This is a genomic window from Streptomyces sp. NPDC057474, assembly GCF_042802555.1.
GTDB lineage: Bacteria > Actinomycetota > Actinomycetes > Streptomycetales > Streptomycetaceae > Streptomyces.
The window spans coordinates 1-22,854 of sequence record NZ_JBHVDX010000020.1 but is presented as its reverse complement, the minus strand read 5'-3'; the positions used below and the strand labels follow the sequence as shown (position 1 = coordinate 22,854).

19 protein-coding genes are annotated in these 22,854 nt (G+C 71.3%); 11 read left to right on the top strand and 8 right to left on the bottom strand.

Features of this window, described 5'->3' with window-relative positions; genetic code table 11:
- Positions 1-229: 229 nt before the first annotated feature.
- The 7 genes from ACFU53_RS08405 to ACFU53_RS08375 all read left to right on the top strand — a co-directional run bounded on the left by ACFU53_RS08405 (position 230) and on the right by ACFU53_RS08375 (position 6,448).
- Positions 230-631 carry a cytidine deaminase family protein gene (locus ACFU53_RS08405; protein ID WP_383987603.1) on the top strand — a complete coding sequence of 134 codons (402 nt, stop codon included), beginning with the start codon at positions 230-232 and terminating at the stop codon, positions 629-631.
- 217 nt (positions 632-848) lie between these two features.
- Positions 849-1,391, top strand: coding sequence for an RNA polymerase sigma factor (locus ACFU53_RS08400; protein WP_383987719.1), 543 nt, complete (start codon positions 849-851; stop codon positions 1,389-1,391).
- Positions 1,388-2,242 (top strand): anti-sigma factor family protein, encoded by an 855-nt coding sequence (locus ACFU53_RS08395; protein WP_383987600.1) that lies wholly within the window; start codon positions 1,388-1,390, stop codon positions 2,240-2,242. The genes ACFU53_RS08400 and ACFU53_RS08395 overlap by 4 nt, the downstream gene beginning before the upstream one ends.
- Positions 2,239-3,105, top strand: a complete 867-nt coding sequence (locus ACFU53_RS08390; protein WP_383987597.1) for an ABC transporter ATP-binding protein — start codon at positions 2,239-2,241, stop codon at positions 3,103-3,105. Before ACFU53_RS08395 ends, ACFU53_RS08390 begins: the two co-directional genes overlap by 4 nt.
- On the top strand, positions 3,102-4,640 hold the full coding sequence (locus ACFU53_RS08385) for an ABC transporter permease (RefSeq protein WP_383987594.1): 1,539 nt from the start codon (positions 3,102-3,104) through the stop codon (positions 4,638-4,640). The genes ACFU53_RS08390 and ACFU53_RS08385 overlap by 4 nt, the downstream gene beginning before the upstream one ends.
- Positions 4,637-5,305 (top strand): ABC transporter, encoded by a 669-nt coding sequence (locus ACFU53_RS08380; protein ID WP_383987591.1) that lies wholly within the window; start codon positions 4,637-4,639, stop codon positions 5,303-5,305. The genes ACFU53_RS08385 and ACFU53_RS08380 overlap by 4 nt, the downstream gene beginning before the upstream one ends.
- A gap of 201 nt (positions 5,306-5,506) precedes the next feature.
- Entirely contained in the window at positions 5,507-6,448 is a 942-nt protein-coding gene (locus ACFU53_RS08375; RefSeq protein WP_383987588.1) for a DUF6924 domain-containing protein, read from the top strand.
- A 243-nt stretch (positions 6,449-6,691) separates the two neighbouring features.
- On the opposite strand, the gene ACFU53_RS08370 is transcribed toward ACFU53_RS08375, so the two are convergent.
- From ACFU53_RS08370 to ACFU53_RS08355, 4 genes are all read right to left on the bottom strand, one after another.
- Positions 6,692-7,033 carry an alpha/beta hydrolase gene (locus ACFU53_RS08370; RefSeq protein ID WP_383987585.1) on the bottom strand — a complete coding sequence of 114 codons (342 nt, stop codon included), beginning with the start codon at positions 7,031-7,033 and terminating at the stop codon, positions 6,692-6,694.
- A gap of 127 nt (positions 7,034-7,160) precedes the next feature.
- Positions 7,161-7,841: a 3-oxoacid CoA-transferase subunit B gene (locus tag ACFU53_RS08365; RefSeq protein ID WP_383987582.1), complete on the bottom strand. Its 681-nt coding sequence runs from the start codon at positions 7,839-7,841 to the stop codon at positions 7,161-7,163.
- The gene (locus ACFU53_RS08360) at positions 7,838-8,533 is read right to left on the bottom strand and encodes a 3-oxoacid CoA-transferase subunit A (RefSeq protein WP_383987579.1); all 696 of its coding nucleotides are present in this window, start codon (positions 8,531-8,533) and stop codon (positions 7,838-7,840) included. The genes ACFU53_RS08365 and ACFU53_RS08360 overlap by 4 nt, the downstream gene beginning before the upstream one ends.
- A complete protein-coding gene (locus ACFU53_RS08355) occupies positions 8,530-9,735 on the bottom strand; it encodes a thiolase family protein (protein WP_383987576.1) in 1,206 nt (401 codons plus the stop codon). The genes ACFU53_RS08360 and ACFU53_RS08355 overlap by 4 nt, the downstream gene beginning before the upstream one ends.
- Positions 9,736-9,806: 71 nt before the next feature.
- Here ACFU53_RS08355 and ACFU53_RS08350 point away from each other — a divergent pair, with 71 nt between their 5' ends.
- Both ACFU53_RS08350 and ACFU53_RS08345 read left to right on the top strand, forming a co-directional pair.
- The gene (locus tag ACFU53_RS08350) at positions 9,807-10,688 is read left to right on the top strand and encodes a LysR substrate-binding domain-containing protein (protein WP_383987573.1); all 882 of its coding nucleotides are present in this window, start codon (positions 9,807-9,809) and stop codon (positions 10,686-10,688) included.
- Between the two features lie 138 nt (positions 10,689-10,826).
- Positions 10,827-11,804 carry a glycoside hydrolase family 88 protein gene (locus ACFU53_RS08345; protein WP_383987570.1) on the top strand — a complete coding sequence of 326 codons (978 nt, stop codon included), beginning with the start codon at positions 10,827-10,829 and terminating at the stop codon, positions 11,802-11,804.
- Between the two features lie 91 nt (positions 11,805-11,895).
- Here the strand turns inward: ACFU53_RS08345 and ACFU53_RS08340 are convergent, their stop codons facing one another.
- The 4 genes from ACFU53_RS08340 to ACFU53_RS08325 all read right to left on the bottom strand — a co-directional run bounded on the left by ACFU53_RS08340 (position 11,896) and on the right by ACFU53_RS08325 (position 18,543).
- The gene (locus ACFU53_RS08340; RefSeq protein ID WP_383987567.1) at positions 11,896-13,185 is read right to left on the bottom strand and encodes an alginate lyase family protein; all 1,290 of its coding nucleotides are present in this window, start codon (positions 13,183-13,185) and stop codon (positions 11,896-11,898) included.
- A gap of 49 nt (positions 13,186-13,234) precedes the next feature.
- Entirely contained in the window at positions 13,235-14,884 is a 1,650-nt protein-coding gene (locus ACFU53_RS08335) for a glycosyl hydrolase family 28-related protein (protein WP_383987564.1), read from the bottom strand.
- A gap of 236 nt (positions 14,885-15,120) precedes the next feature.
- Positions 15,121-17,460, bottom strand: a complete 2,340-nt coding sequence (locus ACFU53_RS08330; protein WP_383987562.1) for a Tat pathway signal sequence domain protein — start codon at positions 17,458-17,460, stop codon at positions 15,121-15,123.
- Positions 17,461-17,610: 150 nt separating this feature from the next.
- Positions 17,611-18,543 carry a PfkB family carbohydrate kinase gene (locus tag ACFU53_RS08325; RefSeq protein WP_383987559.1) on the bottom strand — a complete coding sequence of 311 codons (933 nt, stop codon included), beginning with the start codon at positions 18,541-18,543 and terminating at the stop codon, positions 17,611-17,613.
- Between the two features lie 1,000 nt (positions 18,544-19,543).
- Here ACFU53_RS08325 and ACFU53_RS08320 point away from each other — a divergent pair.
- Positions 19,544-21,940: a SpoIIE family protein phosphatase gene (locus tag ACFU53_RS08320; protein ID WP_383987556.1), complete on the top strand. Its 2,397-nt coding sequence runs from the start codon at positions 19,544-19,546 to the stop codon at positions 21,938-21,940.
- A gap of 150 nt (positions 21,941-22,090) precedes the next feature.
- Positions 22,091-22,854, top strand: a 764-nt coding sequence (locus tag ACFU53_RS08315) for an alcohol dehydrogenase catalytic domain-containing protein (RefSeq protein WP_383987553.1), incomplete at its 3' end; no start/stop codon positions are given.

Genomic DNA, 22,854 nt, shown 5'->3' with positions numbered 1-22,854 from the left:
TGAGGCCCCTGTGGGATATGAGTTCGAAGCTATCGTGGCGAGACCTGTGGCGAGGCGGGTCTCGCCGCAGGTCTGCGGGCTACGCCGGTTCCACCTGTGCTTGAGAACCCGACCCTGGATCTGGTAGCTACGGGCCAGGGCTTGCCGTACGTCGAGGAGCAGCCGAGTCGCTTGTCGGGAGGGGGAGAGCCGAGTCCCTCTGCCGCGGCGGGATGAGAGCGGAAGCATCATGATTCACGTCGACCACGAACTCATCCGGGCCGCGGCCGACGTCGCTCGCACTCGCTGCCGGGGCGACAACCACACCATGGCGGCCGCGGCCCGCGCCAAGGACGGCCGGATCGTCACGGCGGTGAACGCCTACCACTTCACCGGAGGCCCGTGCGCCGAGCTGGTCCTCATCGGCGCGGCAGCCGCCCAGGGCACCTACGAGCTGGACACGATCGTCGCGGTGGGCGACCGCGACCGGGGCGTTGTCCCCCCGTGCGGCCGGTGCCGTCAGGTCCTTCTCGACTACTTCCCCGCCCTCAAGGTCATCGTCGGTGAAGACGACCGCGTCCGGACCGTCCTCGTCACCGACTTGCTCCCCGACAGCTACGTCTGGGCCGACCACCAGCTCGACGCCGAGTAGACCTCGACGCTCAGCACGAGCCGTGATGCGGCACTCTGAGAAGCGGGCGGCCCCACGATCGACAAGCGGATGGCGTCTGCGCCGGCTCTGTCCTTCAGGACAGCACGCGGGACTGACCGCCTGGGGCCCCGCGACGGCTCGAGCACGCAGGGGCAGACGCGACCGGCGCTGTGTGAACCGTTGGGGACGTCTCGTCCGATGAGGGTGTGTGAGTGAAATGAAACGGGGGAGTCCGGGCGACGCCGAGCTGTTGCGGGCGGTCGCGGACGGGGACCGTCGAGCGTTCGAAGAGCTGTACCGCCGGTACGCACCGTGGCTCGTGCTGCGGCTGCGCGGGCGGTGTGCCGATCCGGTGCTGGTCGACGACGTCGTCCAGGAGACCTTTCTCGACGTGTGGCGGGGAGCCGCCCGCTATCGGCGCGAAGGTGACGTGGCGGGCTGGCTGTGGCGGATCGGATCGCGCCGCCTGGTGGACGGGCTGCGGGGCGACGGAGCCCGTGGCCGACTTCGCCAGGCGCTCGCCCGGCTGCGGCAGCGCGACGAGGCGTCGGCCGAGGAGCAGGTGCTGGCCCGGGTGCAGCACGGCGACCTCGCGGGTTCGCTGGCCGGGCTCTCGCCGGAGCTGCGGGCGGTGCTGCAGGCCACGGTCATCGACGGCCTGACGACACGCGAGGCGGCGGTCCTGCTGGGCATTCCACCGGGCACGGTCAAGACCCGGGCCATGCGCGCCCGGAAGCAACTGCGGGAAGGGCTGACATGAGTTGGCACGCCGATGACGGGGACCTGCGGGAGTACGCCGACGGAGCGCTGGCGGCTCCCCGGCTGTGGTCCGTCGAAACGCATCTCGCGGCCTGCGCCGACTGCCGGGCCGCGCTCTCGGCCCATGTCCCGCCCGCCGAGATCAACGCGGGCTGGGCCCGCCTGGACGCCGAACTGGACGCCCCGAGGCCCGGCCCCGCCGAGTCGCTCCTGATCCGGGTGGGGGTCGCCGACCACACCGCGCGGCTGCTCGCGGCGACTCCGGTGCTGCGCCGCTCCTGGCTGGGCGCCGTGGCGCTCACCCTGCTGCTCGCGGTCGGCGTGGGGCTGGTCGCGTCTCCGCTGATGCTCCTGGCCACGGCGCCGCTGCTGCCACTGGTCGGGGTGGCGGTGTCGTTCGGACCGGGGCTCGACCCGACGTACGAGATGGCCGTGATCGCGCCGATGCACACCTTCCGCCTGCTGATGGTGCGGACGGTCGCCGTGCTGTCGACGACGACAGCCCTGAGCGGGCTCGCCAGCCTGGCGCTGCCGTCGTTCGGCCTGGCCGCGCTCGGCTGGCTGCTGCCGGCGCTCGCGCTGACCTCGACGGGTGTCGCGTTGACGCCCCGGCTGGGGCCCGTACTCGCGCCGGCATCGGTCGCTGTCGGCTGGACCGCACTGGTGGTGCTGAGCCGTCTGATGGCGTCCGGTACTCCGCTGCCCTTCACCGCCGAGGGGCAGGGCGCGGCGGCGGCGGTCGCGGTGGTGGCGACGGTGCTGCTGGTCGCGGCACGAGACCGCTTCGACAGCGGTCGTCCTCCCGGTCCTTCCTTCCGATCCCTTCGATTCGCAGCCAGGAGGCTGTCATGACACGACCCACGGTCTCGGCTGCCGGGCTGACCCTGAGCTATCGCGGCACCAGGGCGGTGGACGAGGTGACGCTGCGGCTCGCCGAAGGTGTCACGGGCCTGCTCGGGCCGAACGGCGCGGGCAAGACGACGCTGCTGCGGATCCTGGCGACGGCGACGCCCCCGGACAACGGCGCGTTCACCGTCCTCGGGCACGATCCGAGCACCGTGAGCGGACGGCAGGACGTACGAAGGGCTCTGGGCTATCTGCCGCAAAACCCCGGATTCCATCCGGATTTCACCGCCTTCGAGTTCATCGACTACGTGGCGATCCTCAAGGAGTTGACGGACCGGCAGGCCCGGCACGCCGAGGCCCGCCGGGTCCTGGACGCGGTCGGTCTCGCGGATGTGCGGGGCAAGCGGATCCGGAGACTCTCCGGCGGTATGCGCCAGCGAGTGGCGTTGGCGGCGGCACTGGTCGGCGACCCGGGGTTCCTGGTCCTGGACGAGCCCACGGTTGGGCTGGACCCGGAACAGCGCATGCGGTTCCGGGAGTTGATCGCGGAGGCCGGCGAGGGCCGGACGGTGCTGCTGTCCACCCATCAGACGGAGGACGTGGCGATGCTGTGTCACCGGGTGGTGGTGATGGACAAGGGCCGGGTGCGGTTCGACGGCACGGCGGCGGAGCTGACGGCGGTGGCCGCCGGCCGGGTGTGGAACAGCGGGGAGCGGCAGCCGGGCGCCAGAGCCGGCTGGCGCACCGGGACGGGGGAGTTCCGCAACGTCGGGGACCCGCCCGCGGGTGCCCGGCTGGTCGAACCCACGCTCGAGGACGGCTATCTGCTGGCGCTCGGCGGCGACCCGGTGGCGGAGGTGGCGGCATGACGGCCATGACCGGGACCCAGGTCGCCACGCCGAAACCGAAGCCGAGGCCGGTGCGGGTACAGGGCGGTCGGCGGGCGGTGCTCGCACTGGCCCGCGTGGAGGCGCGGCGCCTGCTGCTGCACCCCCTGGTGCTGGTCGCCCTGGTGGCGTACCTGACGCTCGTGCTGTGGCCGAGCAGCGAGTCGGAAGACGCCTATCCGGTCCTGCAGGACATCGACCGCGAGACACAGACGGGACAACTGCTGCTGGGTCTGGCGGTGATGGTCGCCGTGAACCTGGCGGTGCTGCGCTCACACCGGCGGGGCACGGACGCGTATTTGGGGGTGCTGGTCCTGCCGCCGTGGCGGCGCACGGTCGCGCATCTGCTGTCGGTGCTGCCGGCGGTGCTGGTGGGGGCGTTGATCGTGGTCGGGCAGTTCACGGCGGCGGCGCTGAAGCCCGGGGCGGTGGGCCACGGTTCGGTGTCCGAGCTGGCGACCGGGCCACTGCTGGTCCTCCTGCCCGCGGCCGTGGGCGTGCTGCTCGGCCGGGTCGCGCGGTCGGCGTTCGTGGCACCGCTGGCCGTGGTCGCCTTCCTGGCGGTCACCATGGTCTTCGTCGCCGACTCGCAGAGCGCGGCCTGGCTGCGCGGGATGGCCCCCGTACTGTTCGACGAGGGCGCCCGGCCGATGCCGTCCGAGCTGCTGGGGCGGCCCGCGGCATGGCACGCGCTGTACCTGCTGGCGCTCGCGGCGCTGGTGGCGGCAGGGGCGGTGCTGTTGAGCGGCGGCCGGACGCGGGCCGTACGAGCCACCACCCTGGGGGCGCTCGGCGCGGTCGTGACCGCCGTGGTCCTCCAGGGCATGGCGCCGTCGGACGCGGTGCGCGAGGCGCGAGAGGTGGCGACCCGTGACCCGGCGGCGGTGCAGAGCTGCGAGCGACGCGGGGCGACGACGTACTGTGCCTTCCCCGAGTTCACGCCCTGGATCGACGAGTGGGCCCGGGTGACGGACAAGGTGCGGTCGCTGGCCGGCGATCCGGAGACGACGCGGGCACTGACCGTACGGCAGAAGGTCGCCGCGCTCGACGGACCGTCGGGCAACACGGAGATCTCGCCCGCCGCACCCGGCGAGTTGACGGCGACCACGGCGTGGGGTGGTGAACGGGAACTGGAGTTCGCCGCGAGCGTCGCCCGGGGCCTGGTCGTGGGGCACGAGCGCTACGGGGGCGCGCACTGTGACGCGCGGGGCGTCCTGATGGTCTGGCTGGCGGTCCGCGCGACCCGGGACGGCCAGGCCATGTTCGACAGGACCGGGGACAACTTCAACAGCCCCGGGGTGATTCAGGCTCCGGTGACGGCGATCGCCCTGCGAGGCCGTGAACTCGCCGTTGTCCAGAAGCTGTTCGCCGAGCCCCAGGGGGAGGTGGACCGCAGGGTGGAGGCGTCCTGGGCGGAGCTCTCCGCCTCCGGTACGACCACCGACCGCGCGGCGACCCTGCTCGGCGTCACCGCCCCGGCCGAGACCGCCGACGACCGGGAGTATCAGTGCGCGTGAGGCGACGGCTCCTGGTGGTGGCGGCCCTGGTGCGGCCCACGGTGCGGTCGCTGCCGTGGACCCTGTTCGCCGCCGGCTGGGGACTCGGGCTGGCCATCGCCGCCGTACCGGTGCTCTTCTCGATGGACCTCCCGGCGGAGGTGCTCGTCAACCTGGTGCGGGTGGCCGCGTTGTGCGGGGCGGTCGGGATGGGGTTCGTCCTGGACGACCCGGCCCGGCACACCACCGGCGTCCCTCCCGTGCCGCGTCCGCTGCGACAGGCGTTGCGTGCGGCCGCCGTGTTGCCGGCGGCCGCGGCATGGTGGGCGGCGGTGCTGGCCGTCCTATGGGCGGGCGCCGACCCCGAGCAATGGGCCGCACTGCCGTCGGGGGCGGTGACGGTCGAGGCCGGCGCACTGTCCGCGCTGGCGCTCGCTCTGGCCGCGGGGTCGGTGCGGTTCAGCGCGATACGGGTGGCGGGGCCGGCCGTGGCGGGCGCCGTACTGGTGCTGCCGATCACGGCCGGAGCTCTCCTTCCACCCCGCTTCGCGCTGTTCGTACCGCCGAGCGACCCGCGCTGGGACGATGCCCACATGCTCTGGGCCGCCGTTCTTGCCACCGTGCTCGCCGTCTGGCTGCTGTGCGCCCCGGAACCGCGCCGCCGCTTCGGAAGCATGCGCCCGTAGCGCGGCGGAGGTGGTTGACCGCCGACGTGGCGAAGGCGGTCGACCGCGCTCCACCGGCCCGCGCACGCCGTGCCGTACGGCCGACGCGACCGGGCACGCGGTTCCGCCCCGGCCTGCTGGGGTGGAACCGAAGTCGTGCTCCGGCCTCGGCACTGGTGGGCTAGTGTCCTGGTCCCCGCGCCGCCCGTTCGAAGGAGCGTCATGTCCTTTCCCGAGCTTCCCCAGCCCGCGCCTGGTGAAGTGCTGTTGATCTGCACGTGCTACGAGGACGACAAGGCCTTGTGGGGCGGGTTGCTCGACGAGATCGGAGGCAGACGGGAAGGCGACGTGCTCGCCCTCGGGGGCAGCGGCGTGCGGCTCCGCCTGGTCGAAGCAGGCGGATGGGACAACCTGCTCGGCGGCAACGTACCGGCACTCGTCCCGGGCGACGGCCTCGTACCGCCGGTCGTCGTCCTGGCGGACATCCCTGTGGTGTACGGCGGGGACGGGCCGTTGCTGGTGGACCTGGCGGCGATACCAGGGCGCGGCGTCCGGGTCCCGTCGGCCCGGCTCGGCGGGATTCTCGCCGCTCTGCTGGGCGGCGCGCTCGCCTTCGACGACCTGGTGCGCGGCATGGACAGCTATGGCATGTACGAGGGCGACGGCGGCCAACCGGCCTTCCCCGCACCGACGTTGACCCCGCGCCGGTCCTTCCCGGCGCTGCCCTCCACCACCCAGACCCTGCTCGTCCGCACCTCCTTCGACGATGAGCAAGGCTGGCGCGCGCTGCTCGACGAACTCGGCGGCACCGACGAGAACGGCCGGCTCGGCACGCACCTGGACCTGGATGAGATCGATGTCGAGCACTTCCCGTTGGAGGCGCTGGTCGTCGACGACCGAACCTTCGAGGACCTCGGGCCGGGCCAGGTCCCCGCGCTGGTCCCACCCGGGGACCACACCACGCTGGTCGCGCTCGCCGATGCCAGGACCTGGGCCGACCCCGGCCGACCGCTGACCGTCGTCGACCTGTACGACACCCCGGGGCACTCCACCCTCCTACCGTGCGGCGTGGTCGGATCGTTGGCGTGCAACCTGGAGATCGGCAACATGGACTTCCACGAGTTCGTCGCCGTGGCGGGCGTGGAGCCGTGGTGGGAGGAATGAGCTCGGATGAGCTCCGTCCCTTACGACGTGATGGCTTCAAGGACCTGGCGCGGCGAAGTGACGCCGTCGGAAGCGAGGAAGTGACCGGTTCCGGGAACCACCTCCGCGGAGAATCCGAGCAGGGTGGCAAGACGGTCGGTGTGACCGGGCGGAACGAACGGGTCCGCGTCGAACCTGAGGATCGTGAGTCGACCGATGTGGTCGCTGAGCCCTCCACGTCACAGCCGTCTCCGATGTAGGTGTTCAGTTCCGGGAGGGCAGCCAGGGGGTCGACGAATCCGGAGACCAGCACGAGGGTGCCAAGTTGCCAGGTCCCGGAAGTGAGCGCAGACACCGCAGCACGGTCAGACAGCCCAGACCGTGCGCGACGACGATCGGGTTCTCGTCAGGGGATCCCAACGAGGCGTGTACGTCGGCCGGCCACCGCGCGGGGTCCGGGTCCTGCGGGTTCGGAAGAGCCGCGATCATGGTCCGGATGCCGTCCGTGTCGAGTTGCTCGGCGAGCCGGCCGAACCAGTGATCTTCAGGAGTCGCACCGTCACCGTGGATGATCGAGGCGCGCCGCTTGGTTGTTGCAGTCGTCATGTCGCAGGACGGTAGGGGTTCACGTCGGACTCCGATGGATCTGGCCTGCGCAGATGTGTGGCGAGTGTGGCGAGCATGCACGCCACGTCAGTGCATGGCTGCAGCGCTGACATCGCCCTTCGCCGAGCTAGGACAGCGTGATGCCGAGTGCCTCCGCGAGCTCGTGGGCGCTGACGCCGTACGTTTCCCGGATCCGTACGCCGTCGGGGCCGACGTCGAAGACGCCGCAGTCCGTGTAGACGCGGCTGACGCAGCCGACGCCGGTGAGCGGGTAGGTGCACCGCGGCACGAGCTTCGGCTCACCGGAGCGGGTGAAGAGCGTCATCATCACGTAGACGTCCCTGGCGCCGATGGCGAGGTCCATGGCACCGCCGACGGCAGGGATGTCGTCGGGCTTACCGGTGTGCCAGTTGGCGAGGTCGCCGTCGAAGGCGACCTGGTACGCCCCGAGGACGCAGACATCGAGGTGCCCGCCGCGCATCATCGCGAAGGAGTCGGCGTGGTGGAAGTACGCCGCCCCCGGCAGTTCGGTCACCGGGACCTTGCCGGCGTTGGTCAGGTCGGGGTCGACCGCGTCGCCCTCGGCCTTCGGACCCATGTTGAGCATGCCGTTCTCGGTGTGCAGCACCACTCCGGAGCCGGCCGGCAGGTGGTCGGCGATCTTGGTGGGCTGCCCGATACCGAGGTTGACGAAGGCACCGGCCGGGATGTCGCGGGCGATGACGGCGGCCAGCTCGTCCATCGAGAGCCGGCGGTCAGCACTCCTCGGCGCCCCGGCGTACGCCTGACCGCTTGACGTGGTGGTCATCGTGCCCCCTGCACGGTGTAGTGACGGGCCTTCACCTGGACGACCCGGTCGACGTAGATGGACGGGGTGACGATGGCCTCGGGGTCGAGCATCCCGTGCTCGACGACCTCGCCGACCTGGACGATGGTCGTGGTCGCGGCCGTGGCCATGACGGGGCCGAAGTTGCGGGCGGTCTTTCGATAGACGAGGTTGCCCAGCGCATCCGCGACGTGCGCGCCGATCAGTGCGTAGTCGCCCTTGATGGGGTACTCCAGCAGGTACTTCCGACCGTCGATCTCACGCTCCTCCTTGCCCTCGGCCAGCGGCGTGCCGACCGCGGTCGGGCAGTAGAACGCGCCGATGCCGGCACCGGCCGCGCGCATCCGCTCGGCGAGGTTGCCCTGCGGCACCACCTCCAGCTCGACCTTTCCCGCGCGGTAGAGGCCGTCGAAGACCCAGGAGTCGGCCTGGCGCGGAAAGGAGCAGAGCACCTTGCGCACCCGGCCGGCGGCCAGCAGCGCGGCCAGCCCGACGTCGCCGTTGCCGGCGTTGTTGGACACGATCGTGAGGTCCTTCGCACCCTGCCGGATGAGCGCGTCGATCAGATCGAACGGCATCCCGGCCAGGCCGAAGCCGCCTACGAGGACGGTGGACCCGTCCTCGATGCCTGCGACGGCCGCATCGGCGCTTTCGACGATCTCGGCCCGGCTCACTCGGCCGCCCCCGTCACGTCGCAGTTCTCGAGTACGACGGCCAGCCCCTGCCCGACCCCGATGCAGATCGCGGCGACGCCGTAGCGCTGCCTCGTCTCGCGCAGCACCTTGGCCAGCGTGGCGAGGATGCGACCGCCCGAGGCGCCCAGCGGGTGCCCGATCGCGATGGCGCCGCCCTTCTGGTTGACGATGCCGGGGTCGACCTTCCACGCGTCGAGGCAGGCGAGTGACTGCACGGCGAAGGCCTCGTTGAGCTCGACCGCGCCCACCTGGTCCCAGCCGATCCCGGCCCGGACCAGCGCACGGCCCGCGGCCTCGACCGGGGCGTAGCCGAAGGCCTGCGGCTCCAGCGCCATCACGCCGCGGCCGGCGATGCGGGCGATCGGGTCGGCCCCGATCGTGGCCGCGGCCTTCTCGCTGCCCAGCAGCACCGCGGAGGCACCGTCGTTGAGCGGGCTGGCGTTGCCCGCCGTGATGGTGCCGCCCTGCTCCGCCGTACGGAAGACCGGCTTGAGCCCGGCCAGCACCTCCGGTGTGGATCCGGCTCGGATGCCCTCGTCGCGGGTCAGGTCGACGCCTTCGACCGGCACCACCAGGTCCTCGTAGAAGCCCGACTCCCACGCCTCGTGGGCGAGCCGGTGGGAGCGGGCGGCGAACTCGTCCTGCCGCTCGCGGGAGATCCCGAAGCGCTCCTGGAGCTGCTCGTTGGCCTCACCGAGACTGACCGTCCACTCCTTCGGCATCCGCGGGTTGACCAGCCGCCAGCCGAGCGTGGTCGAGACCGCGGTGACGTCGCCGACCGGGAACGGTTTCGCCGACTTGGGCAGCACCCACGGCGCCCGCGTCATCGACTCCACGCCGCCGGTCAACACCACCTCGGCGTCGCCGGACTCGATCATCCGGCCGGCCATCATCGCCGCGTCGAGGCTCGAGCCGCACAGCCGGTTGACCGTGGTGCCGGGCACGCTCACCGGAAGCCCGGCGAGCAGCGCCGCCATGCGGCCGACGTTGCGGTTCTCCTCGCCGGCGCCGTTGGCGTTGCCCCACACCACGTCGTCGATCGCGGCGTGGTCGAGGCCCGGCACCTTGGCGAGCGTCGAGGTGATAGCGGCGGCAGCGAGGTCGTCAGGGCGGACGCCGGCCAGCGCGCCGTTGAAGCGGCCGAACGGCGTCCGCGTCGCGGCGTAGAGGAAAGCACTCATGGCGGCGACGCTAGTCCCGGGCCACGATATTCTGAAGTACGTATATCCGAGCCGATTGATATGGATGACATATGGATCTGCGTCATCTTCGGTACTTCGTGGCGGTGGCCGAGGAGCGCCACTTCGGTCGCGCCGCCGAGCGGCTCCACATGGCCCAGCCGCCGCTCTCCCAGCAGATCCGCCAGCTCGAGGCCGAGCTCGGCGTCGAGCTGCTGCACCGCACCACACGCCGTGTCGATCTCACCGAGGCCGGCCGGGCCTACCTCGATCGGGCGCGTGCGATCCTCGCCGACGTCGACGAGGCCACCCACCACGCCCGGCGCGTCGCGGCCGGCGCGGTGGGCCACCTCGTGATCGGATGCGTGGGCTCGGCGACGTACAGCCTCCTGCCCGCGCTCTCGCGGCGGCTCTCGAAGGAGCTTCCCGGCGTCGACTTCTCCTTCCGCGGCGAGATGCTCGCGCCCGACCAGGTCGAGGCGCTGCGCACCGGCGCGATCGACGTCGCGCTGCTGCGTCCTCCGGTGGCCGACCTCTCCCTCACCGTGCGCACCCTGCGCCGAGACCGGCTCGTCGTCGCCGTACCGGTCGACCACCCCCTCGCCCGCCGGTCACGGCTGCGCGCCGCGGACCTCGCCGGTACCGACCTGATCGTGCACTCCGCCGACCGCCGGTCGGTGATGTACGACGTCGTGCTGGGCCTTCTGCGCGACGCCGGCGTCGAGCCGCACATCCGCCACGAGGTCGGCGAGACCTCGACGCTGGTCACGCTCGTGGCCGGCGGCCTCGGCGTCGCAGTCGTGCCCGAGCCCGTGACCGCGTTGGCGCTCGACGGCGTCGCCTACCTACCGCTGGCCGGGGCCGACGCCGGCGTGGAGCTGGCCGTCGCCCACCGCGCCGACCGTTCCGAGCCGCACCTGGTGCGCACCGTAGGGATCATCCAGGCGACATTCTGAGACCTCCACCGACGCCGATCGCCGACGCCGAGGGTGGGCATGAGCTCGGCGCCATCCCCGAGCGTCACGAGGCGGTCTTCCTCGCGTCGTACGGTGCCCGGCTCAAGGCCATTCACCGCTGGGGTCTGGAGCGGCCCCATGGGCGGAACGCTGTGGATGGCGTGGCTGCACACCAGGGACGACGCGTTTCGCTCATGGGCACTGTCGTCGGCGGAGAAGCTTGCCCCTCGTCAGTACGACACGGGCACGCACGACCTCGGCTTCCTCTTCTACCCGTCGTGGGTCACCGCCTGGCGGCTCACGGGCGACGGCGTATGGCGGGCGGGCGCCTTACGGGCCGCCGACTCCCTGATCCAGCGGTACAACCCGCGCGGGCGTTTCATCCGCGCGTGGGGAGCGCTGACCGATCAGAGGAACGAGGGCCGGGTCATCATCGACACGATGATGAACCTCGACCTGCTCGCGTTCGCGAGCCGGCAGACCGGCGACGCGAAGTACCTGGACATCGCGGTGGAGCACACGAAGACGACGCAACGGGTGTTCCCGCGCCCGGACGGATCGACCCCGCACGTGTTCGACTTCGACCCGGACAGCGGCGCGCCGATCGGCCCCAACACCGTGCAGGGCTACAGCCCCACGTCGTGCTGGTCGCGTGGGCAGGCGTGGGGACTGTACGGATTCACCACCATGTACCGGCGGACCGGGAACGGCGAGTTCCTGGCCACCGCACGCAGACTCGCGGACTTCGCGGTGCGGGCCCTCACCCCGGACCACGTCCCCGTGTGGGACTACCGTGCGCCGCACCAGCCCCACGACGTCAAGGACGCGTCGGCCGGCGCGATCACGGCCTGCGGACGTCGCGACCTGTCCGCGGCCACCGGGCGGCGCTCGTACCGTGAGGTGGCGCTACGACTGCTCACCGCGCTGGCGGAGACCTGCCTGACGAGGAACTCCGCCCGCGCGGAGGCGGTAGTGGCCCGCTGCACGCGCAACCGGCCGAACGAGGACGGGATCGAGATCTCCCTTCCGTATGCCGACTACTACCTGCTCGAAGGCGTCCTGCGCGTGCTGCGGCCACGCGATGTCGACCGGGCGATCGACCTGTCCACGGTCTGACGGCCGGCGCTCGGTCGACACACGGCCAGGTACGCGGTCGGCGCACGGCTTGCGCGGGATGCCCTCGGACCAGGGCAGGCACCGGCGCTGATCAGCCCGCGATGGAGTCCAGTTGTTCCACCGCCGGACGCAGAGCCCACAGGTCGCCGCCCGGCGGCTCCTCCAGCAACGGGACCGCCCGTCGCGCACGCGCATCCCCGGCGTCGGCGGCCGCGTGGACCACGTCGGTCGCCGCGTACCGGAGGAATCCGAGCTCCTGGTGCGGCCAGGCGACGGATCCTGTCGCGGCGGGCAACAGGTAGTCCACGGCCTTGAACAGGCTCTGTCCGTCCGGGCCCCGGTACGCCCACAGATTCACGCCGACGTGCCGGCCGACGGCCGCGAGCCGGGTGTGGGCGACCAGGGCGAAGGTCGAGTAGTGCCAGCTCCTGGTCCGCGTCAGCTCCTGCGGCTGGCGGCCGTCGGACGCGATCTGCGCCGCGATGCGCGTGCTCCGGACGCTCAGGACCGTGCGACGGGCCAGGTCCTTGTCTCCGGTCGCGTAGGCGAGTGCGGCGAGCTGCATGTCGTAGAAAGTGCCGTGGTTGTTGGTCGCGGCGGCCTCCTCCTTGCCGAAGTCGCTGTTCCTGAGCCAGCCGAGGAAGTCGCTGTTCCACTTCGCCATACCGGTGCGGTCCGTCCTGGTCCAGCCCGGGGCGCCGGTGTCCAGCAGGGCGAGCGCGTCGAGGACGCTGGTGAAGGACTGCGAGAAGTCGATGATGCCGATGGCGCGACCGTCGAACCTGCAGGGGATGAACTGCGCGTGGTTCAGGTTCGGGTTCATCCTCGTGGCCGGATCGAGGAACCAGGTGCGCAGTACCTGCCCGGCCTTCTCGGCGTACCGCTTCTCGCCGGTGTAGTACCAGGCGAGGGAGAGGTCGTACGCGGCGTCGAAGGTCTTCTCGACGTCCCGGCGGTCGGTGCCGGAGTCGACCTCGGGGTTGCGCTCGCCGTCGCGTTGCACGTACGGGCAGCCCCAGGGGTTGTCGGCGGTCGGGGGCTTGGAGGGCCACCAGTACGGAGCCTGGCTGAGGTAGTCGTGGCGGTCACCACCGGGCGCGGGCCGTGGCTTGTCGACGACCGTCCAGGGGCCCTGGCCCAGCCACTTGTCGGCGCGGGACGTCAACGCCTGCACAGCTCGCCGCAGTTGGCGGTCACCGCGATCCAGGCGGAGCTTGGTCTGATGGAGACGGGCGCCGTCCAGTACGGCGGTGTGCGGGACCTTGGGCATGGTCCCTGCCGTCATTCGCGCCGAGGCGGTGGGGACGGCGGCGCCGACGGCGAACGCGGCGAAGGCCACCAGGAGGACGCCCAGGCGTGACACTGTCGAGAGTGCGCTCATCGATCCACTCCGTTCAGGTAGGTGAACGTGCGGGGCGGTGATTCGCGTGCTACAGCGCGCGCTGCGCCGCGTGCAGGTTGCGCGGTCGTACCGCGTGCGGGCTGCCGTACAGTTCCAGGCGCGTATGCAGGTCACCCGTGAAGTCGGGGACGTCGATCTGGTCGAACTCCCTGACCTCGTCGATGCCGACGGTGGCGGAGTACGGTGCCAGGCCGTCGATCCTGACCAGTCCCGCGCGGGCGTTGGTGACGCGGATGTTCCAGTGGGTGAAGCGGGCGCCGAACAGAGGACCGGCGCTCGCGTCACCGCCGTGGCGGCCGTTGTTGTTCAGGGTGATGTCGGTGCGGACGTTGGCGAAGGGCAGGCCGCGGTGGCTGTCGAAGGTGCCCATGCGCATGTCGCCGCGGGACCAGACGTTGTACGAGGAGAGTCCCTCGACGTTGATGCCGTGCAGTTGGGTGTTCGAGGGGGCGGGGCCGGTGCGCTCCTCGATCGTGAAGTCCTCGATGAGGTTGTCGTGCGACCCCTCGCGGCAGAAGTAGGGGTGATGGGTACCGCGGCCGGTGACACGTGTCCGTCGTAGGGTGCACGCGGAGGCGGACACGAGGCCGAAGCCGTTGTCGACATGGCGGACCGTCACGTCGTCCACCCAGCAGTCGTACGCGCACTGGAGCACGACCCCGTTGTGGCCCTTGTCCAGCAGATGCGGCTGCTGTGGGGTCTCCGCCGCCTCCAGCGTCAGCCCCTCAACGCCTGATCCGGTCAACTCCGGTACATGCGTGGTGAGTTGCGGGTTCCATTCCGGGCGTACGTCGAGCGGGAGCGGGCGTTCGAGGGTGACCTTCCGGCCCCGCACTCGGGCGATCCGCACGGGCCACTCGTAGGGGACGTACGACGTCAGTTTCGTCTTGTCGTCCCAGAAGTAGGCCTCCGGCCCCGGGCCGCCGCCGCACATGTGCTCGAGGAGTGTGTGGTCCGCGTCGTCGGCCAGCCGGAGGAGCACCAGGGCGCCGGGGCGCAGCGGCGACGGGTCCGTCACCGTGATCGTCCAGGAGCCCCGCCGGGCCGGAGCGACCCTGGTGAGCGGGCGCCACTCGTCGCGTCTGTTGCCCGTCCATCCCTCGAAGGGCCACGCCTTCGCCCTGATCGCGGCGACGAGGGAGGCCCAACGGGCTTTGGGGGCCAGCCAGATCAGGCCTCCCGCCCATGACCAGCCCGACTTGTCGCCGCCGTAGCGGGATCCGTACGTCCCGATCAGCTCGGTGAGGTTCTTCGTCGCGTACAGCGTCGTACGGCTGCTGCCCGCCCCCTTGAGGATCACGTTCGAGCGGTCCAGGCGGATCACGTCGTCGATCCGGAACGTGCCGGGCGGGATGGTGACCGTGCCACCGCCGGCCCTGCCGGCAGCGGCGATGGCACGGTTGATCGCGGGGGCGGAGTCGGTCGTGCCGTCCGCCACGGCGCCGAAATCGCGTACGTCGGCGACAGCGGGGCGCCGGGGGAGGGGGACCGCCCCGCCGCGGCAACCTGCCCGTCCGATGTACGGGATCTGCGGGTGGGTGAAGGGCGTGCGCGTGAACTCCCGCCAGAGGAGCGGGGTACCGGTCGGCCGCGTTCCCGAGCCGGCTGCCGCCGCGGTACCGGCACCGGCTGCTATGGCGATGGCACTTCCCAGTGCCGCACGCCTGGTCATGCTCATGACATTTTGATGGCCGTTGACGGCCGCGTGTGCGTCTCTCATGCCCGTTCGCCCTTCCCATGGTCTTTCATGGATATGAACGACGTTCAGATGTGCGCTGAGCGGTGAGCATGCCACGGCGCACTGGAGGGCGAAAGGGCTAGTACAGCCTTTATTGGTGTGGACCTTTGGGGGGAGGGGCTCACTGCCCGGTTCAGGTGAGTGAACTGGCTGAGATCCCGCCCCCCCCTCGCGGCTCAGATGCCGGGCAGCCCCCAGCGGGGCGCGTCCCCGTTCGGGCGTACGGGCCTGAGGGTCAGGTCGGGTCGGTCGCCCGCGGTGGTGATCAGCGCCGAATCGCCCTTGCGCAGGGGGACTTGGATCGCGCCGTCGCCGACGGCGGAGTACCGGAGGGGGCGGCCCCGCCCGTCCCGTACGTCGATCGGCCCCACGATCCCGTGCCGCACCACGCAGGGGGCGCCCGCCTCGCTGACGAGTCGCACCCAGCGCGTGGTGCCACCCTGGCGGCGCGCGCTGAGCAGGAAGGCGCCCTGCGTACGGAAGTCGTGCACCGCCAGGTCACCCCAGGCGGCGGGCAGGGCGGGGAACACCCTGATGATGCCGCCCCACGACTGGCACACCATGTCGTGCAGTGACTGGGCGGCGGAGAGAGGTGTCTCGATGACCGGCCCCGACTCCTGGTACATGGTGTTGGGCTTGATGAAGCGGGTCATGAGCTCGCCGAGGTACCGCAACGCGTCCTCGCCCCTGCCGAGCAGCGCGGAGATCGAGGCGGCGCCCGTGAAGGTGTAGCCCTGGAGGGCGCCCTCGAAGCCCACCCAGTGCGCCAACGACTTCTCGATGAGGGCGCGTTCTTCGGGGGAGTCGCCGGTCACCTCGTACAGCGGGTAGACCGCGAGGAGGTGGGAGTAGTGGCGATGGGACTTCGCGAAGGGGATGTCCGCGCCGATCATGAACCCGTTCGCGTCCGTCGGGTACGGCGCTCGCTTCCTCAGCACCTCACGCCAGCGGGGTGCCAGCGCGTCGTCGATGTCGAGGAGTTCGGCGGATTCGAGGAGGGTGCGGCAGCCCCAGGTCAGGAGCATCAGGTCGTAGTTGCAGTCGCGTGAGTTGCCGCCGTACTCGGGGGAGAAGGTGGCGGGCAGGTGCAGTCTGCCGTCCGGGCCGGGTTCCAGGAAGTGCAGGTAGTAGTTGATCGCCCCGCGCAGCAGCGGGAACAGGACGTCACGGAGGATCGACTTGTCCATCGTGTGCCGGTAGCTGAGCCAGACGTTGTGCAACGCCCAAGTCAGATTGCCGACTTCGGGGGTCGGCGGATCCTGGCCGGGGATGCCGACGCCGTACCCCATCAGGGCGCTGGCCGCGCCGTTGACGAGGCTGGGATCGGTGGTGCGGGGGATGCCGAGAGAGTCGGCGCGGTACGGGGTCGGCACCTCCTTGGCGAGGTTGCTCCGGTACTCGCTCAACACCCGCGTGATCGCGTCGAGTTCGAGGTGGTTGGAGCCGTGGACCAGCCAGTACTCCAGCTGCGCGTTGAGGTTCCACCAGGTGTTGGGCCACGGCGTCGGTTCCAGCCAAGGGCCGCATGTCGCCATCACCGGGGCGTCGCGGCGGGCGGCGGCGGCGGTCTTGTAGAGCTGGATCCAGTAGAAGCGCTGGATACGGGCGTCGGGGACGGACAGGAAGCTCTTGCGGTAGTAGGCGTGCCACCATGCGCGGTGGGGCGCGGCCAGGGCGGAGTAGGGCAGTCGGTCCGCGGCACGGACCGCCGCGAGGGCCCGGCCAAGGGCCGTGGTCCGCGGATAGGAGTGCGCGACATGCGCGTACAGCGTCCGCGTCCGGCCCCTGGTCCGCTCCCGCCACGCGGTGACGTGCTGCCCGCCGGCCAGCAGTGGCTGCACGGCGGCGGTCACGCCGTCGTGGTCGGTGACCTCGGCGGGCGGGTTGCCGCGGTAGCCGTCCGGCAGCGGCTTGAAAGCGGCCCGCGGACTGATCGCGTCCGCCGGGTGGAACACCCAGCGGAAGTCACGCTCACCTTTGCTCGGCGTCACTTCCACGGCGAGGACCGAGCGGTCGTTGTGGACGAGCGCCCGCAGGGACAGCGTGCCCCTTTCCGTGGTGAGCGTGCCGGTCAACTCGGCGTCCCGCAGCGACAATCGCCAGTCCAGGCCGGTGATCGCGCCCACCGGCTCCAGCGTGAAGTATCCGATCGGCAGCCGGGCCAGACCGAACAGCGAGCCGAACTCGGGCCGGTGGTCCTGTACTTCGGAGTGCTGGATGTTGAAGCGGACGGCCGTCGACGCGGCGCCCGGCTCGGCGTATATCCCGGAACCGAGGAAACCGTTGCCGAGGAACGGGCCTTCGTACCAGGTCGCCGGCATCCGCCGCCAGACCAGGTCGGCGTCGTCGAGGACAGTGCGCCAGGGGTCGGCGGAGGTCGCGGCGGCCTCGGCCGCGGCCTGGTCGGCCGCGGTGGCCCGCGTGGGCAGACCCGAAGTCAGTAGGACGCCGCCCATGGCGGATCCAGTGGCGAGAACGGTACGTCTGGACGGATCGGGCGCGAAGGGAGAGGGCATGGTGCCTCCAAACAGGCTCACGCGAATCATCGGAGCTATACCGCGATGAAACATAGAGACAGGGTGAGCATGCGTCAACGAGGTGGCAATGAGGCGTTACTGAGCTTGGATAGCTCCGATGAATCGACTGTACGGCGACTGTACGTCGGCTCACCCTCCCCGCATCCACGCCCGAGTTCCGAACGAAGCACACGCCCGCGAGGCCACCACGGCCGCACCGCGCAGGGCCTCGACGAAGCCCTGCGACGTCAAGTCGTCCTGCATTGCGAGCCGATGGGCGAGCGCCCCGTGCAGGACGTCACCCGCGCCCAGCGTGTCCGCGACCCGTACGGCAGGCACATCCACCGTGCCCCCGCTGTCGGGGCCCGCCCACACGATGGGCTGCCCGCCCCGGCTGACCGCCGACCAGCCGGCCCCGTGATCCCGCAGGAACCGCAGGGTGTCCGTCGGCGTGCTCGTCGGCGTGTTCGTGCCGGGCGGGTGGAAGGCGTTTGAGCAGACGGCCACGTCGACCGACGGCAGCAGCTTCTCCGTGCCGGCCTTCCAACTGCCCGCGTCGAGGACGGTCCGATGGCCGGCGGCACGTGCCGCGCGGGCGGCGGCCACGGCCAACTCCATGTGGTGGCCGTCGAATTCGACGATGTCGCAGGCCGCCACCAACGCGTCGAGATCGTTGGGCGGGGCGAGCCGGTACCCCGTCGCATTGGTCGAGGCGACGGCACGGTCCCCGCTGGACGCGGTCACCAGAACGGACGACACAGCGGGCGGCTCGACCGAGTCGGCCGTCAGGTCCACCACGGTCACACCCAGCCGCTCCAGGTCCGCAGCGACAGCGCTTCCCAGCGGATGGCGGCCGATCGAGGTGAGCAGCGTGGCCGCGCCGCCCAGGTGGGCGAACGTGACGGCCGCGTTCGCGGCCGGTCCGCCTGCGGCCACGACCTGCTCGCGAGCCGTCAGCTTCTCGTCGGCACCCGGAACATGGTCGACGAGCTGAATCACATCCAGCGTGCACAACCCGACGAACAGACCGCGAGGACGCCGCCCCCGCGCCGCCACCACCGGCCCGTGCCCCGACTCTGCCAAGGTTTCCCCACTCTCCCGTCGCCCGGCCGACTCGGCGACCAGCCTCCACGGCGGCCGACCGGCCAGGGCCGACTGCGATGGACCACTGACCTGCTGTACGGCAGGAGCGTTGAGATGCATGTACAGCCGACGTACTGCCGCGTCATCCGCCCGAAGCCTCGCGGCGGCCGCGCCGCGTGGCGGCCGTGGTGCCGTGGTGCCGTGCCAGCAAAGCCATCATGCCTTCGTACGGCCGGGCACGTGTTGCCTCACCACGGATCGGCGGACGATCCTGCTGCTGGTGGTTGCCAGGTGGGCGACGGGGGGACGCCTCTGACAGTCTCTGCCTCCGGGGGCCACGTGACCGGGGAGGGTGGACGTCGCGCCGTTCATGGTGGAAGCGCTCACCGACGACACGCTGCTCCATGAGGCCCCGGCGAGCGTAGGCCGCACAACGGCCCCGTACCCTCGCCCACACGGCGGTCTCCACGACCACGCTTAGCCGGGCGGGCCCACTGTCTTGCCGGCCGCCCGAGTCGGCCGCCCGCACTGCGGGCGTCACGGCTGTCCTGTCCCTCCGGCACGAGCGGCGATCCGATCGAGCGGCGATCCGATCCAACGCGTGCAGTCCCCGCGTCTGCGCCGAAGGCCGGGTCGTTCGACCGCCTGCGCCGCAGCGCGACCGGTGCGGGGCCCTTCGGCCGTGCTCGGCCGGCCAACGGCATCCTCTTCGTGGGCCGTCAGGTCCGCGTGCACTACCCCGGCTCGCTGCCCCGCGCCCAGGGGGCCCGCGAGCAGGTCGCCCCCCGTATCCTCACCCGCCCCCGCGTCGACGCCCTGCGCTCCATGCCCAAGCACCGCACCGTACGGCTGCTCACTCGTGGCAGGAGGGGCGCATCGGATCCGCGCAGTTCGCGCGATGTGCGGCGTGCCCGGCGCACAATGAACCCTGAAAGCAGTGCCTTGCAGTCGATCTGTGAGCCCATGGACGACGGCTCCGGACGTACGGAGAGAAGGAACGATGGGCGAGCACGGTGTCGCCTCGGCCGCGGTCGACGCCAGGGGGCTGGTCACCGCGTGGAGTGCCGGCGCCCGACGGGTGCTCGGATACGAGCACGGCGAGGTGGTCGGCCGCAAGGCGGCCGACCTGCTGGCCGATGCCCTTCCGGCCTCGGCCCGGAGCCGTCTCGCCGAGCCGGCCGACTGGCGCGGCCCCGTACGCGCGCGGCACCGGGACGGTCACGACGTGGAACTGGAGCTGGAGGCCCATCCGCTGCTGGACTCGGCGGGGGAGGGCCAGTGGTTTCTGACGGCCACGGTGCCGGAGCCGGCCCTGCGGCTCCGGCGATGGGCCCTGGACCAGCTCCCCGTGCCGATCGCGCTCTTCGATCAGGACGGACTCGCGGTGTCCGCGAACTCCGCGATGGAAGGGGTGATGGGCAGGCCGCAGAAGGACCTGCTCGGTCGACGGGTGGGGGAGTCGGTCGACGGACTGCGACGGCTCCCGGGCTTCGAGGGGCTCGACGACGCGGTGCGGCGCGTACTGCGGACGGGTGAGCCGGTGCCGTACGAGGCCTGGCTGCGCGCGCCGGGCGAGGCCCGTGAACATGCCTGGCTGGTCTCCCTCAGCCCGTTGAAGGACGGCACCGGCGAGGTGCGGGGCATGTGCCTGGCCGCGATCGACAGCACGGAGCAGTTCCTCGCCCGCCGACGTCTGAGCATGCTCAACGAGTCCGGCAACCGGATCGGCTCCACCCTGGATGTGACGCGCACCGCCGAGGAACTCGCCGAGGTGTGCACGGATCATCTCGCCGACTTCGTCATCGTGGACCTGCTCGACTCGGTACTGGCCGGTGAGGAAGCGGCTCCCGCGCCCGGTGCCGATGCCCTCGTCTTTCGCCGCACCGCTCACCAGTCCGTGCTGGAAGGCTGCCCCGAGGCCGTGATCCCGGTCGGGAGCAGGCACACCTACGTCGAGGGGTCGCCGCCGGGCCGCGCGCTGACCACCGGCCGCGCCCTGCTCTACGAGGTCGACGACATCACCGCGCAGCTGTGGGCGGCGGGCTCACGGGAGCGTGCCCGCAGCATCGAGATCCATGGCATCCACTCGATGATTGCCGTGCCCCTGCGAGCCCGCGGCATCACCCTCGGCCTGTCGATCCTCTCCCGCCACCGCACGGCTGAGCCCTTCGGCGAGGACGATCTGCTGTTGGCCGAGGAACTCGCCGCCCGCGCCGCGGTGTGTGTCGACAACGCCCGCCGCTACACCCGCGAACGCGCCATCGCCCTCGAACTGCAACGCAGCCTCCTTCCCCACCGAGCACCCCGGCAGGCCGCCGTCGAGGTCGCCTCCCGCTACCAGCCGGCCAGCACGCGCGCCGGGATCGGTGGCGACTGGTTCGACGTCATCCCCTTGTCCGGAGCCAGAGTGGGGCTCGTCGTGGGCGATGTCGTCGGCCACGGCGTGCAGGCGTCCGCCACCATGGGCCGGCTCCGCACGGCCGTACGCACACTGGCCGACGTAGACCTGGCGCCGGACGAGCTGCTCACCCAGCTCGACGACATCGTCCTGCGCCTGGACTCCGAGCGGACGGCGGACGAGGCCGAGGACGCCGACGCGGAGAGCCCGGGCGAGATCGGGGCCACCTGCCTGTATGCCGTCTACGACCCCGTCTCGCGCCGCTGCTCCATGGCCAGGGCCGGCCACCCGCCACCGGCCCTGATCGCCCCGGACGGCGAGGCCGAATTCCTCGACCTGCCGATCGGGCCGCCGCTGGGGGTGGGCGGTCTGCCCTTCGAAACCGCGGAGTTCGACGTCCCCGAGGGCAGCGTGTTCGCCTTCTACACCGACGGCCTGGTCCAGGCACCCGACCGTGACCTGGACGACGGACTCGCTCGGCTGCGCCAGGCTCTCCGCGGCACGGGCCGTCCCCTGGAGGAGACCTGTGACGGAGTCATGGGGAGCCTGCTGACGGACCGGCCCGTCGATGACGTCGCCCTGCTCCTGGCCCGGACCCGGGCGTTGGACGCCGACCGGGTCGCCACCTGGGACATTCCCGCCGACCCCGCGTTCGTCGGCCATGCCCGCAAGCTGGCCTGCCGGCAACTGGCCGCCTGGCGACTGGAGGAGGTCTCCTTCGTCACCGAGCTCATCGTGAGCGAGCTGGTCACCAATGCCATCCGCTACGGCGGGGCCCCGATCCAGCTGCGGCTGATCCGCGAGACCACGCTCATCTGCGAAGTCTCGGACTCCAGCAGTACCGCTCCGCACATGCGTCGGGCCCGTGCCTTCGACGAAGGCGGCCGCGGTCTCCTGCTCGTCGCCCAGCTCACCCAACGCTGGGGGAGCCGCCACACCCGCACGGGCAAGACCATCTGGGCCGAGCAGGCTCTCCCCGACGAGGAGCGGAACGCGTAGATCCGGAGCAGCGCCGATGACCGTGGAACTTCTTGACCCCCGGTCGGCGCTCCACGATGCTGTGTTGCGGTACGTGCGATGCGTACCGCGATAAGCAACGCCAGACTCAGGTCTCGTTACTGCCGATCTCGTTACTGCCGAGGAGTGGCCATGGCTCACCAGGTCCGTGCTGTCGTCGCGCGGGGCAAGGGTGCCCCTGTCAGCCTGGAAACGATCATCGTGCCCGACCCCGGCCCGGGTGAGGCGCTGGTGAAGATCGAGGCCTGCGGGGTCTGCCACACCGATCTGCACTATCGGGAAGGCGGTATCAACGACGAGTTCCCCTTCCTGCTGGGCCACGAGGCCGCGGGCGTCGTGGAGTCGGTGGGGGAGGGGGTCACCGATGTCGCCCCCGGTGACTTCGTCATCCTCAACTGGCGTGCCGTCTGCGGACAGTGCCGGGCCTGTCTGCGCGGACGCCCGTGGTACTGCTTCAGCACCCACAACGCGAAGCAGAAGATGACCTTGACCGACGGCACCGAGCTGTCGCCGGCGCTGGGCATCGGCGCCTTCGCGGAGAAGACCCTGGTGGCGGCTGGGCAGTGCACGAAGGTCGACCGGGCCGCGTCGGCGGCCGCCGCCGGTCTGCTGGGGTGTGGGGTGATGGCCGGCATCGGCGCCGCCATCAACACCGGAAACGTCGGACGCGGTGACAGCGTGGCGGTCATCGGCTGTGGCGGCGTCGGGGCCGCGGCGGTCGTCGGGTCGAACCTGGCGGGCGCGGCGAAGATCATCGCGGTGGACATCGACGACGCCAAGCTGGACACCGCCAGGAAACTGGGCGCGACCCACACGGTCAACTCCAAGGACACCGACGCCGTCGAGGCGATCCGCGAGCTGACCGGCGGCTTCGGCGCCGACGTCGTCATCGAGGC